The following is a 15,028-nucleotide window of genomic DNA, read 5'->3' as shown; positions in this document are numbered from 1 at the left end:
TCGCCGCCAGGTCCCCTCGCTCACCCACCCCCATAAAAACCACCCACCAACGCGGGGTGGAGCAGCCCGGTAGCTCGTCAGGCTCATAACCTGAAGGTCGTAGGTTCAAATCCTACCCCCGCATCCAAAAATATCCCCCCCAAACAAAATACATTGCTCCAAATCGCTTGGATGGTTAGCGATTCGCCTATGGTAGGTTCGATTGCTCCAAGGGCCTCACGGCGAAAGGGCCGTGGTTTCCCTACCGATTTGCCTATGGTAGGCTATAGCCAGCCTTTCCAGTCACAGACAAGAAACCGTGGTTTCCCTACCGATTTGCCTATGGTAGGCTTACGGATGGCGAAAGCTGGCCTATCTACAAGCCGTGGTTTCCCTACCGATTTGCCTATGGTAGGCTGGCGCCGCTCTGCTGGATGAGGGTGGCGTCGCCGTGGTTTCCCTACCGATTTGCCTATGGTAGGCTCACGAGTGATGGGATGACAGCCGAACTTAGGCCGTGGTTTCCCTACCGATTTGCCTATGGTAGGCTAGCTCTTGCGTAACAGATTGATGTTGCATGATTTTTTATTGTTTTTACGATCGAAAATCATAGCAACACCATCTGTTTCGTGCCTATTCCTTCGGTTTTTTTGGCAAGGCCGAGCATAATCTCCATCCTTCCATACTGTTTGTCCGTTACTTGCAAAGCTCGGACGCTTCCTTCTTTAGGGAGGGCGGTCCGAACCCGGCGTAAATGTTTATCGAGACTGTCTTGTCCCCGTCCGACACGAACATAGACAGAATATTGTAGCATGATGAATCCATCATCACGTAGGAAATTACGAAACTGCGCTGCCTGCCGCCTTTGAATTTTGGTGCGGACGGGGAGGTCGAAAAAGATTATTAGCCACAAGAATCGGGTCTCCTCTGCTTTCATGAGCTACCCCCAGCGATGCAGACAGGCAGGCGCAGTAAGGCAGCACTGTTATGTTCAAGGGCTTTAACCAGGTTAGAGGCAACAATTTCAGTCGCTGCAAGAATAGTCATGGTTTCTTGGCCTATCAGAACAGATTGTGACAGGATGCCAACCATGAACTGGCGGTCCTCAAGACTGGCTGAAGCAGTGGCTGGCTCCGGATGGTATTGGGCTACCATCTGGTCCACGAAGGGGCGGAAAGGTTCTATGAGATCATCAACAAGATTGAAGGCGTTGGTGCGAGATGCATGATGCACTCCTAGTGAAGGGATAAGTCCTGCAGCAACGCAGGCACGTGCCAAGGCTGCACGAAGGATGGCATAGCCATAATTTAAAAGGCCATTGCGCTTATCAGCTTCGTTGGCGCGAGTGAAGTTGAGAAAAAGCCGGGACCAGTAAAAGCGGGCGGCTTGTGCCTCGATGTTAGCCTTATCGCCTGAGGTCACGAGGTCTATCATGTTTTGCAACCTGTTGGCCTCACTATGCCTTTGCATGTTCAGAACGGCCGCTTGATTGTTGATCTTGGTAGTGACGAGCAGCTGCCAAAGTCGTTTACGGAGTGGCAAAGAAGCGGATATCTGAAACTGTATGATGTCTGCTTGTGCATAGTGTTGGTGGAAGGGGAGGAGAAGTCCGGCTGGGTGGTGTCTGGCATCCGGTACGATCAAGATGATGCCCTGCACGGCAAGCGTGGAAAGCAGGGCACCAGAAAGAGTGATCTGTGGCGTGTCGAGTACGCAGCAGGCTATGTCCTCTAATGGCAGGGTGATGGTGTCATCATCCTGCACAATAAGCATTTGTCCGTCTTTTAGCTTCAATCGTGCTGGTCGGGAGATGTGCACGCAACGCCATGCCATGTTCGTGTTTCCTGTTTGACGGGTGACAATTCGCCGAAGCGATTAACGGAAAATTTTTGGATATGCTCCAGGGTTTTTATACATTTGTCTTTTTGTGACGGTGCAGCATCGGTTGAGTCGGTTGATTCGGTTGAATCGACTAGAGTAATATAAGCTTTTGACCGATTACAGCTGTAGAAATATCCTTTTATGACAGATTTCTCGTTAGAAAGCTGCACATAACTGTAGCGATAGAGACTAAACTGGAATTGAGCTTCTGCCCCCATGATAGGCCAGTCTTCCTCGGATTTTTTTTCGACGACAGCTTTATTAGGGGGAGCTGGCCATTGGGAACGATTCATGATCTGGTGGGGATATATGGGGATCATGTACCATTCTGGCTTCCCCTTTTTCCCGATGACTTTGAAGATATCAACCCGTGTTATGTCACCTCTCTTCGCCATGCCCCCTCGGACAGGAACAGCTGGTGTAATTATGGTAGCAAGGCGTACTTTGCGTATTTCATGGCCTGCTGCGCTCTGGTGGCACGGGGTTCTTGGTGGCTTGTCTGCCGGTTTCCCAGCTTCAATCCACTGGCGGAGGGAGGCGATAAGACCGGCATTGCGGTCTGGGTCTTTGATTTTGGCAAGATCAGCTAAGGTTAGGGCGCTGACGGCTTTGCGTTCATAGATGACCGGGCCTGTTTCTTCTTTCCGGACCTGTCGGATCGTGGCTTCGTGGCCTTGACCACGGGCCCGCTGGCGTTCGGGACGGGCGACGAAAATGGTCTCGTATTTTTCTTTTAACTGATCCCGGAATCCGTCCCATGGTGGGGCAACATCCCGCATGGGGCGGGATAGGCCTTTCTGCTCACATTCCTGAAAAGACTTCGTGAGTTTCTGGATTTCCGCTTCGCTGACAGCAGCCACAATGGCGGCATCCAGTGCATGATGACGGTTATCATGGAGGCGTTCCCCACCGATCTTTTTGAGGGATTCAACACCCCAAGCATGACGGAGAGCAGCTGTTAGAGCCCCAGGACGGGTGAATACCCGCCTTGTTCCCCCTTTTTCGCCGCGCTGTCCGGCGGGATATAGCAGGCGTGCCGCCTCGACCATCAGGCGGGCCGCATAGCGTGTATCATTGAGATTGCGGCTACGGAACCGTTCCTCTATCTCTTTGCTGCCTTTAAGAAGGAAATTGCGCTTTTTCAGGCCCTTGGTGTTTTTACGGCTTTCCACATCGGCGACAAATTTGTCCCATTGTTCCTTCTGGGCCGTGGTTCCCTGGCCATGAATCCACTCATAGGGTGTCTGGTTTTTTTTGGCTTGATTTTCTTTTGCGAGACAAAGCCCTTTATTGCTGTAACTGTCATCCCCAAAACGAGACCAAGGCAGGATATGATCAATCTGAATCCGATTATCCTGTGCCATGAGCATGTCCGGTGTAATGGACTTGCCCGAATAACAGCAGCGGCCTCCCTGTTCTTTCCAGAGGCGGTACCGTAGGAGGATATCTGAAGAAACCTCCTTCAAGTTCAGTAGTTCACAGGCTTCTTCACGCTCTCTGGCACGCTGTTTGGCCGTGGTTTTGAGGTTACGCTCAATTTCCTTACGTTTTTCAAGGCTGTTACCTACATCACGAGCAAGTTCAATACAGATGGCCCCCGGTAGACCCCAGCGGTTTCGCATGGCCCAGAGCTGTTTCATCCCTTCACTCAAGGCTTTTCTGGCGATGGGGTTGGCAATACTGTCCCGGACCTCAGCCATGAGAGCGTTAAATTTGGCTTTTGTATCGATTGTTGCACGGCCGCTGAATCGGGATGCAGCGTGATCATATCCCGCCTTCTGGCAGGCTTTGTCGTACGTTAGACCCTGCTGAAGGTAGGGGATAAGAGCCCGTACGGCTTTGTCGGAGAGGGAGGAGGCCCCTTTGAATTTTGCAAATGGACTTTTGTCACTTTTCAGAGCATCGCAGATGAGTTCGTAGGCTTCGACAGGAAGGCCGATTTCGCCCAGTTTCTTTATGATAGTTTCCGTTAGTTCATGGAAACTGATGATCCATGCAGCGTTATCAAGCCATTCAGGATGTGGCAGTAACTGCCGCCATAACGATTCTCCCAGTACGGAACGGAACGTTGCCGTGCCTGCAAATGTCTCTCCCGTCCGGCTTGTGATGTCTTGTTTTTCTTGCTCTGGTGGTATGGTGGTGAAGTGTTGATCATCCCGTAGACCGATGAGCTTACGGATGGCGGCGGCTGTCAGTTTGCGTGTTTTACCTGCGTGCTCGTAGGCAAGGCGTAGCTCTTCTTCTGTCAGAGGGCGTTCTTCTGGGCCATCGGTGACACGGAGATTGATAAGGCGGCAGAGAAGACGAAACCGCTCGAAGGACGGTGAGAACCGGGATGAACGTTTTTCTTTCGGCTCGAAAGGGCAGGAGGCTACAAGTACGCCGCTGTCCTGCATGGGGTTCTGCCAAAAGGCGATGCGGGTAAAAGCTTCCTCAATTTCGGTACTGGCAACGGGGTTGCCTAGCGCATCTTGCCTATTGAAGAGGGTTTTGACCTCCTTAGAGAGGTCATCCCGGCTTATTGTACGGTCAAAGAGACCATCCCGGTTGCGCCGCCGCTGTACATAGGCGGACTCATGGACGAACATTTCGCCGATTGTGCGATATTGGTCTGATAGCTTTTTGGTTTTTTCAAGCGCGGCCAACATTTTACTGTCGTCAGGCGAGGCATTGCTTCCGACACGTTTCGCAGAGGATTTGAAGCCTCGATGTTTGGCAATATGAGCCAAGGCTACGGCAAATTCTTCGGGGGTCAGTTTGTGATCAAGGCCCCGTCTCCTCATTTCCCATGGGTCAATGGCAGGTTGGTGGAGAGCATCTGGTCGGTCATTATCAATCAGGCCATGCCGAGCAAAGAGACGGCGTATCTCAGTCATCCGGTTGCGGCGACGGCGGACGACACGGCGGAGAAGGCGGCTGGAGCGTCTGATCTGATTGGTGGGTGTGCGTTCTTTCTTTGTTTCGGGGGCATCAAAGCACCAGCTTCCAAGGGCTTCTATGTGTCCTGTTGTGTCTGAGTGCTTGAGTACGGCCCAGCCACATGAGCTGATTCCAACATCAAGACCGAATAGGAGGGATTCGGAGATAGGTGTCATAAAATGTTTTCCTTCATGTCTATTGACATCATTTGAGTATTATTTTTAGTATCGATTCTAGGCAAATCGGTTGGGAAACCACGGTAACATGGTTTTCCATGCGAAGGATTACCTCCCCCTCGTTTACGAGGGGGAGGGATTCCCTTATTAGCTATATTTATCAATATATTATGATTGTGTTGTGTCTCGCTATTGCCTAGCGGGGGCGATATATGATGGCCCCTCGGCGCTCTTGTAAGTAGTGGTCAAGGGGGGTGTCCACGACATAGCGATGTTCGGGAAGGGAAGAGGCGTTGCGGAAGAGCAGGGTTCTACCGTGCCAAATTGCTAGCCCGATATGGAAGACATCTAACCCTGCCAATGGGCTATAAATACCGATAACATCGCCCGTTTTTACAATCTTGCGAACACCACCGGTTTGTAAATCATCAAGCAATGGTCGTGTTGGCAGGTAGGTGATGAGGCGTTCCTTCAGTGGAATACCCGGCACATAACGGTCTTGGGTCTTTTCATGCCCGTTATCTGGATTGTTGGAAGAAGAGAGTTTCAGGTTCAGTGTTTTCTCAACCCGCTGTGCATACGAAAATTTCGGGCTCAGATCACGACAGAGAACGGGTGAACCATGTAACCAGTCACTCAGAAAATGTCGTCGTTCTGTAAAGCTGACATGATGATGACTGTATCGTGTGGCGATTAGTGCGTGTATGAATTGCTCCACATTAAAGCTTTGGCTAGCGGCTAGAATGATTTCCACGAAGGTCATGCAATTTACACCCCGCCATGAAAGAATAAGTTCTTCAGCTGTATTCGCTGAGCCAATAAGTGGCTGCGCCAGATAGGGCGTGCCCTTCATGAATTGTGAGATCAGCATGATGCGCTCTTGCCGTGATTTATGAGGAGCTATGCTGACAAGTTGGGTAATCTGCTGACGTGTTGTGTCTGAGAGCGTACTGAGAGCGGGCGCATCAGATGGCGGGGCGGCAGCAGGTGCGTGCTCATGACCATGAGGCAGATGCCGTTGTTTAGTCCGTGCATGATGATGTCCATCTCCTCTTGCGAGAGATGGACCGGAAAAAGCGAGACCTCCCAAACCGAGGCCGGTGAGGAAGGTCCGCCGTTTCATCATATTGTTGTCGTTGTACCCGTCAGACAAGATAGCGTGCGCTCTGCTCTGCCATCATGAAATGGATACCAATATCATTGCCGTCTTGCAGCTCCCGATAAAGATGCTGCACTGGGTTGCTGCCTTCATGGAATGTTTCTTTTACATGGCTAACAAGAACACGCAGCCCCCGGATATGGTGACGCCCGCCGCAAATATGTCCCAGGTCCCGCAGAGTTTGTAGCAGGTCTTTAGGGCGAAGCTGGCCACAGAGGGCGTTTTCTGGCTGTGCATCCGGATAGGTTACGCCCATGATGATGGTGTGCAGCTTTTTCTCTCGTAGCAGAGGCGCAATAGCCTTCCAAAGTTTTTGGAGGTTCTGTGGGCCATCTGGTTGATCTGCTTGCGTATCACCCAGATAGAGAATGGCCCGTCCATGGTGCTGAATGAGGAAGGCCGTGGAAGTCGTGCTGGCATGGCTGAGAGGCCAAGCCGTGATTTCCAGCCCGCTGCCTTCAATGTTCTGGCTTTCCCCTGCTTCCATATCTTTATAGCTGTATTTTCCGATGCGGGGTTCTGGCCCTTTATCCCCCATGGCACCCCAAATACGGCCATTGAAAAGATGTTCAGCTAGAAGGGCGTTTGTTTCTGGCAAAGCATAGATGGGTTTTGCTGTGTCCTCGGGAGAGGAGAGGACCAATCCGGCTACATGGTCCAGATGGGTATGACTGATGAGATAGGCCCGGACCGTCTGTTTCAGCACATGACCGGCCCGGCCAAGGGCGGAATCGGGCATGATGGGAATGTCATTCAGGACACCTCGGGCCTCGGCCCGTTTCAGCCCGTGCCCCAGAGTGCCTGCATCGCAGATGACGGCCTCATTCGTGCCCAGAGGGCGGATCAGGTAGGAGGACAGATTGCCATCTGCAACACCACTCCGCACACCGAGGGCCACGATCTCGAAAACCGGGTTGCTGTCAGCAAAGGTGACAGGCGTTTCCCCAGCTCCAGCCCGGCTGGTTTTCAGTCGGTCACGGAGCGTTTTCAGGTGATGTAGAGGCATGGTTTTTCCCTCCCTGACGGTAAGGTGGTGGTGGAACGCCCGGCCACGAATATGGTTGAGCCGTTAAGGGGTCATCCGGTAATGAATGGGCATCATGTCTGGCAATTGTTCCAGTAATGATGAAACATTCCAAGGATACTCCTGCCTCGCCCGTGGGGGAAGGGGGAGGAAAAGGAGAAGATATGCGGTTTTTTCATCCCGTCATGATGAGGGCAGGCATGCTTGCGGCTCTGGCTGGTGTGATGGCCCTGAGCCATCCGGCAAAGGCAGAAGCCACCATGCCGGCACAGTGTGACAATGCCCGGTTTGTAAAGGATCAGGCAGGATACGCCCAGCAGTTTGCCCATCGGCAGGTGCCCTATGGGCAGCATCTGGACCTGCCAGAGCATGTCTGCGGAACCGTTGTGAAGGTCTTCCGGGCCCGTCGCAGCCGAAGCGGGATGCATGGTTATTTTCTGATGTCCGTTGCGGGCGGCCAGCCCATCCGTGTGGTGTCCAATCTGGATGAGATGAAGGCCCCGTCATGGCCATGGGTGAAGGTTGGGGATCAGGTCGAAGTACAGGGGCGGTATTATTATGATGGCCCCAGTCGGCAGGGGCTAGATTGGACCCATCACGGCACGGGCCGTCACTGGCCGTGGCCGGGCTATGTCAGCGTGAACGGTCAGCGTTACGATTGAAGACCGACCCACCCCGGTGTCAGGCCGGGGTGAGTGTTCCTGCCCGTTTGCGGCCCTTTCTGTCTGATGGTGCCGCAGGCGCAGCGGAGATGGTGAAGGTCAGCTGGCCATCACGTGCCCCGATTTTGACGGTTCCCCCATCTGTCAGCCTGCCAAAGAGAATTTCCTCGGCCAATGGTTTCTTGATGTGGTTCTGGATCAGGCGGCCCAGCGGGCGGGCTCCATTCGTCCGGTCGTAACCCCGTTCAGCCAGCCATGCCCGGGCACCGGCGGTGAGGTGCAGGGAGACGTTTTTGGCCGCCAGCATGGTGGTCAGCTGGGCAAGGAATTTCTCTACGACGTGGGCCACCACAGCGGGTGTCAGCGGGGCGAAGGGGATGATGGCATCCAGCCGGTTACGGAATTCGGGTGAGAAAAGCCGCTTGATGGCTTCCTCGTCATCACCGGAGCGGGCAGTGCGTGCAAAGCCGATGGCTTCTTTGGAAAGATCACTGGCTCCGGCATTGCTGGTCATGATGAGGATGACATTGCGGAAATCCACCGTCTTGCCGGTATTGTCTGTCAGCTTGCCATGATCCATGACCTGAAGCAGGATGTTGAAAAGGTCTGGGTGGGCTTTTTCAATTTCATCCAGAAGCAGGACGGCATGGGGTGTCTGGTCTATGGCGCTGGTCAGGAGGCCTCCCTGTTCAAAGCCTACATAGCCGGGCGGCGTACCGATCAGCCGGGAGATGGAATGGGCCTCCATATATTCTGACATGTCGAAACGGATCAGCCTGATCCCTAGGGATTGGGCGAGCTGCCGTGCTGCCTCCGTCTTGCCAACACCTGTTGGACCGGAGAAGAGATAGCTGCCAATGGTTTTTTCCGTATCCCGCAGCCCGGCCCGGGAGAGCATGACGGCTGAGGAGAGGGCATCCAGTGCTTCATCCTGGCCGAAGACGGCCTTGCGGAGGTCGGCGGGCAGATGGCGGATGGAAGTCCTGTCATCTGCGGAGAGATGACGGGGCGGGATATGGGCGATGCGTGCCACAGTTGCTTCGATGTCTCGAACACCAACCGTGCGCCGTCTGCGGCTGCTGGGCAGGAGGCGGCAGGCGGCGCCGGCCTCATCGATGATGTCGATGGCTTTGTCAGGCAGTTTCCGGTCATGGATGTATCGGACCGACAGCTCCACAGCACTGCGGATGGCCGGGTCTGTGAAACGGATGTCGTGATGCTCCTCATACCGTTCCTTCAGGCCCCGCAGGATGCGGATCGTGTCGGTCTGTGAGGGTTCGGTGACATCAATCTTCTGGAAACGCCGTGTCAGGGCGTGGTCCTTCTCGAAATGCTGCCGGTATTCCTGATAGGTGGTGGAGCCGATGCAATGCAGCTTCCCGGTTGCCAGAGCCGGTTTTAGCAGGTTGGAGGCATCCATGGAGCCATTGGTCGTGGCGCCCGCCCCGATGAGCATGTGGATTTCATCAATGAAGAGCAGGCTGCCCGGCTTCTGCTCCAGTTCGCTCATGATGGTCTTCAGGCGTTCTTCAAAATCGCCACGGTAGCGTGTACCGGCCAGCAGGGCACCGAGGTCCAGGCTGTACAGGCGGGCATCAGCCAGGATGGCGGGCACCTGGCCTTTCACGATTCTCTGGGCCAGCCCTTCGGCAATGGCGGTCTTGCCAACACCGGGATCACCAACCAGCAGGGGGTTGTTCTTTGTCCGGCGGCAGAGGATCTGGACAACCCGCTCCACTTCCTTTTCCCGACCGATGAGCGGGTCGATTCCATCACGGCGGGCCCGCTCGTTGAGGTCCGTGCAGTAGGTCTGGAGGGCCTCTTTCTGGTCGGCCTCGGCAGGTTCGCTGTTTTCCCCACCATCCTTGCGGGAGGCCCTGGTCCTGCGGCCGGTCTGGCCAGTCTGTGGCGGGATGTCTGCCACGTCGTCATGCCGCATGGCATGGATGGCATTCAGCCGTGTCAGGCCCCGCTGCTGGAGGAAGAAAACGGCGTGACTTTCTTTCTCGGCGAACATGGAGACCAGTACATGGGCTCCTGTCATGATGGCCTGGCCTGCACTCTGGATATGGACTGCCGCCCGCTGGATCACCCTCTGGAAGGCGGCTGTCGGCTGGGGGGCATCGTCCAGCTCGGGGCGGATGATGGCCTGCTGCTCATGCAGGAGAAAATGGTCGACATCCTGCCGGAGCAGCTCAAGGTCGATCCGGCATGCTGAAAAGATCGCCATGGCATCACGGTCATCACAGAGAGCAAAGAGGAGATGTTCCAGTGTGATGAATTCGTGGTGATTCTGACCCGCAAGGAGGAGCGCACGCTGAAGCGTCTGTTCAAGTGTGGAGGACAACATAGGCGCTCCTTGTGCCATGAAGGAATGTCAGAATGATGAAGCGGCGGTACAGAAATCTGTCAGGATACCAAGTGGCGATGGCCTCAGGCTTTCTCAAGGGTGCACTGGAGAGGGTGCTGGTTCTTCTGGGCAAGGTCCATGACCTGTCCGACCTTCGTTTCTGCAATTTCATAGGTGAAAATCCCGCAGACTCCGCTGCCCCGGTTGTGGACTTCCAGCATGATAGCCTGTGCTTCTGCGGGGGATTTGTCAAAGAACTGTTCCAGCACGAACACCACGAAATCCATGGGGGTGTAGTCATCATTCAGCAGGATGACATTGTACATGGAGGGGTAGGCGATATCCGTCTTGCGGGATGTCAGTGTGTCTTCCCGGGCAGCGTGGACAGGCAGGGCCATGCCGGTATCGTCTATGGCAGAGGCCATGGGAAGCCCATATGTCATGGCATGTGGCCTGTGCTGCATGGGGGACGCTCCTGAACTGGTTGGTAAATATGACTTATTTCTTGTATCAGGAAAATGCACGAAGGGCATGGTGTGATGCTCTGACGGGATGGCGTTGGCCCCATCATGATACAGAGGCATATGGCGTTTTTCTGCCGGTCATGCTGCCTGCTGCCTTTCTGGTTCATAACAGGGTTGTGGTGAAAACGTTTTTTCAACTTTATGGGCCGGGAGGATATCTGGCATGTCTGGTGGAAAAATCTGGACATTCTCAGGTACTGAAGACTAGAGTTGCACGGTTTTTATGGATTCCAGACAAACTGGGGATGATTCCTTCTGATGCGCCCGTTTTTCAGTCGTACCCTGTTTTCGTGTGTGGTCGCCCTGGCTGCTTTCTCCGGTACGGCACGGGCGCAGTTTGCCGGACATGTATCGTCCCTGGTCATTGATGCCCGGACAGGAGCCGTCCTGTCCGAGTCGGATGCCGACCTCCAGCGTTATCCCGCTTCCCTGACAAAGATGATGACGCTGTACATGACCTTCCAGGCACTGGAGCGGGGCAGCATCACCCTTCAGGACAGCATGCCGGTTTCCATCCATGCCTCCATGCAGGCCCCATCGAAACTGGGTATGCGCCCGGGGACGCATCTGGCGGTGGAGCAGGCCATTCTGGCCCTTGTCACCAAGTCTGCCAATGATGCGGCCTGCGTGCTGGGCGAGTATCTGGGGGGTGGGGATGAGACCCGCTTCGCCGCACTGATGACCTATCAGGCCCGGCGGCTCGGCATGGCCCATACGACATTTCGCAATGCCTCCGGCCTGCCCGACCCGGATCAGGTCACCACGGCCCGGGACCTGTCCGTGCTGGCACGGGCCCTGATGCGGGATTTCCCCCAGTATTACCATTATTTCGGCGTGCGTGAATTCCCGTTCCGCCGTCACATGATCCCCAACCACGACCCGCTCCTTGGGGTGTATCAGGGGGCAGATGGCTTCAAGACCGGTTATACCGATCTGGCAGGGCACAATCTTGTCAGCTCTGCCCAGCAGGGGCAGGTGCGGCTGATTGGCGTCGTGCTGGGGGCTTCCAGCAATGAAAGCCGGAACCAGACAATGATTTCCCTGCTGGATGATGGTTTTTCCGCTTCCGGGCAGGCCCCGCTGCCGCTGCTCAAGCAGCCGGGTCATTATTACGCCCTGGCCCGGCATGGCGGCAGCCGGGTGGCGCACCGTTCCCATCTGCGGCGGGGAGTCGTGCTGGTCACTTACCGGTCTCACGGCGCTCCACGGGGGCTGCATCATTCATGGGCCTCACGCCGGGGGCATCATCGCTCCTGAGGCTACAGCCGGAAGCCCCTCCGACCCCATGGCCGGAGGGGCTTTTTTCTGGCTGGCAGGCTGTTCCGCTTCCGGCAGCTGAGGGGCGGTCACTTGGCCGTGTCTGAGAGGGTCTTGCACTGGGGCAGGGCAGGGCGCATTCTGCGGGCAGTTCCGACATCATGGTCGAGCCGACAGCACATCACAGAACAAGAACAGGGATTACGATACTTCATGTCTTCTCAGGACGGGCGCAGCATCCAGCATTACACGACGGACGATTTCAGGCATCTCAAGGCAGCCGGGCAGCTGGCCGCCGCCACGCTGGACATGATCACCGAGCATGTACGTCCCGGCATCACGACAGGTGAGCTGGACAGGATTGTACATGAATACACGCTGGAGCATGGCGCAACGCCAGCCCCGCTCAACTATCACGGTTTTCCGAAATCCTGCTGCATTTCCCTCAATCATGTTGTCTGCCACGGGATTCCCGGTGACAGACGCCTTCAGGAGGGGGACATCCTCAATATTGACGTCACTTCCATCCTGAATGGCTGGTATGGCGACACGTCCCGCATGTATGTCGTGGGCAAGCCGCCCCGCAAGGCCGAGAAGCTCATCGACCTGACCTATCAGGCGCTCATGCTGGGGATTGAGCAGGTGCGGCCCGGGGCCACGCTGGGCGATATCGGTCATGCCATCCAGAGCTTTGCGGAGAAGCACCGCCTTGGCGTGGTGCGGGATTTCTGCGGGCATGGCATTGGCCGCAACTTCCATGAGGCGCCAAGCGTCCTGCATTATGGTAGGCCCGGCCAGGGTACGATACTGAAAGCGGGCATGGTCTTCACCATCGAGCCGATGCTCAATCTTGGCCGCCCGGACGTGAAGGTGCTGGCTGATGACTGGACGGCCGTGACACGGGATCGCTCCCTGTCCGCCCAGTTCGAGCATCAGCTGGGTGTGACGGAAGACGGGTATGAAATCTTCACCCTGTCGCCCCGTGGTTATACGAAACCGCCTTACGCCCTCTGAAATCTGTTTCGTGGACAAGGAAGCCCGTCATGATGGCATTGCGTAAACTGGCTGCCCGGCTGGCTCTGGGGAGCATGGTGCTGGGCAGCGTGGCCCTGTCCCAGGCCGAAACGCTGAGTGCAGCACATGACCCGCTGGCCTATGGGCCGGACACCACCCGCCCCGGCACGCTGGTGAAGGGGGAGACGGGCATGGTCGTCTCTGCCCAGCATCTGGCCTCCGAGGCAGGGGCACGGATTCTGCGTGAGGGCGGCAATGCCGCCGATGCTGCCGTGGCCGTCGGCTATGCGCTGGCCGTGGTCTATCCAGCGGCGGGCAATCTGGGCGGTGGCGGCTTCATGACCCTGCGCCCCCCGCATGGTCCTGCGGTATTCATCGACTTCCGGGAACATGCACCCCTGCGTTCCCAGCCTGCCATGTATCTGGATGAAGAAGGCCGGGTGAAACCGGGTCTTTCCACGGTGGGCTGGAAGGCCGTGGCCGTACCGGGGACGGTCGCCGGGCTGGAGGCCGTGCGGAAACGCTGGGGACGGCTGAGCCGGGCGAAGGACATGGCCCCGGCCATCGCCCTGGCCCGGGACGGTTTCGTTCTGGAAGAAGGTGACGTGGAGCTTCTGCACACGTCCACCGACTATTTCCGGCAGGATGAGTATGCCCGTAGCATTTTCCTGCGGCCTGACGGGACGGAGCTGGCCGTGGGGGACAGGCTGGTCCAGCCCGGTCTGGCCCGGTCGCTGGAACTGATCGCCAGGGATGGCAGGGACGCCTTTTATCGTGGCCCCATAGCCTCGGAAATCCTCCGGGCCTCCCGTCTGGGTGGCGGGTTCCTGACGGAAGCGGATTTTCGTGCCTATAAGCCACGCTTCATGGAGCCGGTCACCTGCCAGTATCGTGGCTATCAGATCGAGACGGCACCTCCGCCAAGCGGTGGTGGTGTGGCCCTGTGCGAGGTGCTGAACATTCTGTCCGGGTATGACATGGGTCGCCTTGGCCTGCACAGTGCGCCTGCCGTCCAGCTGGAGCTGGAGGCCATGCGTCATGCCTATTCCGACAGGCGGGACCTTGGTGATCCGGCCTTTGTCGTCAATCCGGTTTCCTATTTCCTCAACCCCACTTACGCCGGGCAGATACGGGCCGCATTGCCCAGGGACAGGGCCGTGCCATCCGATACGCTTCAGGTCGGGCGTCCGGCCCCCGGCAGGAGCGTGCCGACTTCCGGCCTGGCCGTGGAGAAGCACGAGACGACCCATTTTTCCACGATCGATTCCCATGGCATGGCGGTGTCCACCACCTATACGCTCAATGGCTGGTTTGGAGCGGGCGTCATGGGGGGGCGCACCGGCATCTGGATGAATGACGAGATGGACGATTTCTCCATCAAGCCGGGAGAGCCGAACATGTTCGGCATTGTCGGTTCTGTGGCCAATGCCATTGCGCCGGGCAAGACGCCCCTGTCATCCATGTCCCCGACGATCGTGAGCCGGAACGGGCATGTCGTGATGGTCACAGGCAGCCCCGGTGGCTCCCGCATTCCTACCATCGTGCTGTCCAGCCTGCTGGGCGTGGTGGATTATGGGCTGGACCTGGCACAGGCGGTCGATCTGCCCCGCCTGCATGAGCAGTGGAAGCCCGATGATGTGGAGATGGAGACGGGCGCCCTGAGTCCGGACGTGCAGAAGACGCTGGAACAGGAAGGGTACCATTTCATCCCCCATCGTCCGTGGGGCATCACGGAGGCGATTCTGGTCGGGGGGCCCCGGCTGGATGGTCAGGACCCGGCCCGGAAGGGGATCGGCCCGTTCTATGGCGTGGCGGACCCCCGGCATCCCGGTGGTGCGGCTGTCGCCCCCTGAAAGGGCATGGGGTGTGGTGGAAAGTAAGGGCTTGCCTGCCCCCCCTGTTCCTGTGCTAGAAGCCCGCTTGGGAGATCGGCCCCGGGCGGCTGACCTGCGAACCCGGTCAGGCCCGGAAGGGAGCAGCCGTAGTGGGCTCGTGTCGGGTCGGGTGTCCGGTCTCCTCCGATTGCCGTGCAGGCCCGTGTGCCTCCGGGGCGTCCTTTCCAGACGATGAAAGCTGTGGGAGG

At 56.7% G+C, this 15,028-nt stretch carries 11 protein-coding genes, 1 tRNA gene, 1 other RNA gene and 1 CRISPR repeat array; of the genes, 6 read left to right on the top strand and 7 right to left on the bottom strand.

All coding sequences use genetic code 11. From position 1 onward, the window contains the following. Positions 1-50 precede the first annotated feature (50 nt). A tRNA-Met gene (locus tag CO583_RS07520) sits at positions 51-127 on the top strand. Between the two features lie 103 nt (positions 128-230). Continuing rightward, positions 231-529: direct repeats of the CRISPR family, unit length 35 nt; unit sequence CCGTGGTTTCCCTACCGATTTGCCTATGGTAGGCT. 57 nt (positions 530-586) lie between these two features. Here the strand turns inward: CO583_RS07520 and cas2 are convergent. The 5 genes from cas2 to CO583_RS07495 all read right to left on the bottom strand — a co-directional run bounded on the left by cas2 (position 587) and on the right by CO583_RS07495 (position 7,120). Then, positions 587-916: a CRISPR-associated endonuclease Cas2 gene (gene cas2 / locus CO583_RS07515; RefSeq protein ID WP_043557960.1), complete on the bottom strand. Its 330-nt coding sequence runs from the start codon at positions 914-916 to the stop codon at positions 587-589. Further along, positions 913-1,812 (bottom strand): type II CRISPR-associated endonuclease Cas1, encoded by a 900-nt coding sequence (gene cas1 / locus CO583_RS07510; RefSeq protein WP_086431345.1) that lies wholly within the window; start codon positions 1,810-1,812, stop codon positions 913-915. Before cas1 ends, cas2 begins: the two co-directional genes overlap by 4 nt. Continuing rightward, positions 1,770-4,955 (bottom strand): type II CRISPR RNA-guided endonuclease Cas9, encoded by a 3,186-nt coding sequence (gene cas9, locus CO583_RS07505; RefSeq protein WP_248630692.1) that lies wholly within the window; start codon positions 4,953-4,955, stop codon positions 1,770-1,772. The genes cas1 and cas9 overlap by 43 nt, the downstream gene beginning before the upstream one ends. Before the next feature lie 196 nt (positions 4,956-5,151). Next, positions 5,152-5,826 (bottom strand): N-acetylmuramoyl-L-alanine amidase-like domain-containing protein, encoded by a 675-nt coding sequence (locus CO583_RS07500; protein ID WP_248630690.1) that lies wholly within the window; start codon positions 5,824-5,826, stop codon positions 5,152-5,154. 274 nt (positions 5,827-6,100) lie between these two features. Then, entirely contained in the window at positions 6,101-7,120 is a 1,020-nt protein-coding gene (locus CO583_RS07495; protein ID WP_248630689.1) for an MBL fold metallo-hydrolase, read from the bottom strand. 182 nt (positions 7,121-7,302) lie between these two features. Between CO583_RS07495 and CO583_RS07490 the strand changes: the two genes are divergently transcribed. Beyond that, positions 7,303-7,800, top strand: coding sequence for a DUF3465 domain-containing protein (locus CO583_RS07490; RefSeq protein ID WP_086431342.1), 498 nt, complete (start codon positions 7,303-7,305; stop codon positions 7,798-7,800). A gap of 19 nt (positions 7,801-7,819) precedes the next feature. Here CO583_RS07490 and clpA read toward each other — a convergent pair whose 3' ends face one another. Together clpA and clpS are read right to left on the bottom strand one after the other, a co-directional pair. Further along, complete coding sequence (gene clpA, locus CO583_RS07485; RefSeq protein ID WP_043557965.1) at positions 7,820-10,150, bottom strand: ATP-dependent Clp protease ATP-binding subunit ClpA; 2,331 nt, start codon at positions 10,148-10,150, stop codon at positions 7,820-7,822. 83 nt (positions 10,151-10,233) lie between these two features. After that, complete coding sequence (gene clpS, locus CO583_RS07480; protein ID WP_181005185.1) at positions 10,234-10,593, bottom strand: ATP-dependent Clp protease adapter ClpS; 360 nt, start codon at positions 10,591-10,593, stop codon at positions 10,234-10,236. A gap of 339 nt (positions 10,594-10,932) precedes the next feature. Here clpS and CO583_RS07475 point away from each other — a divergent pair, with 339 nt between their 5' ends. From CO583_RS07475 to ffs, 4 genes are all read left to right on the top strand, one after another. Beyond that, complete coding sequence (locus CO583_RS07475) at positions 10,933-11,931, top strand: D-alanyl-D-alanine carboxypeptidase family protein (RefSeq protein ID WP_052348884.1); 999 nt, start codon at positions 10,933-10,935, stop codon at positions 11,929-11,931. 213 nt (positions 11,932-12,144) lie between these two features. Next, a complete protein-coding gene (map, locus tag CO583_RS07470) occupies positions 12,145-12,945 on the top strand; it encodes a type I methionyl aminopeptidase (protein WP_043557966.1) in 801 nt (266 codons plus the stop codon). A gap of 29 nt (positions 12,946-12,974) precedes the next feature. Beyond that, the gene (gene ggt / locus CO583_RS07465; RefSeq protein ID WP_408902063.1) at positions 12,975-14,798 is read left to right on the top strand and encodes a gamma-glutamyltransferase; all 1,824 of its coding nucleotides are present in this window, start codon (positions 12,975-12,977) and stop codon (positions 14,796-14,798) included. A 70-nt stretch (positions 14,799-14,868) separates the two neighbouring features. Next, an RNA gene (gene ffs / locus CO583_RS07460) (signal recognition particle sRNA small type) lies at positions 14,869-14,965 on the top strand. Positions 14,966-15,028: the final 63 nt, after the last annotated feature.

This window comes from Parasaccharibacter sp. TMW2.1882 (assembly GCF_023337635.1).
Taxonomy (GTDB): Bacteria; Pseudomonadota; Alphaproteobacteria; order Acetobacterales; family Acetobacteraceae; genus Bombella; species Bombella apis.
Note: the sequence above shows the minus strand (reverse complement) of the source record. Positions and strands in the feature narration are given on the sequence as shown.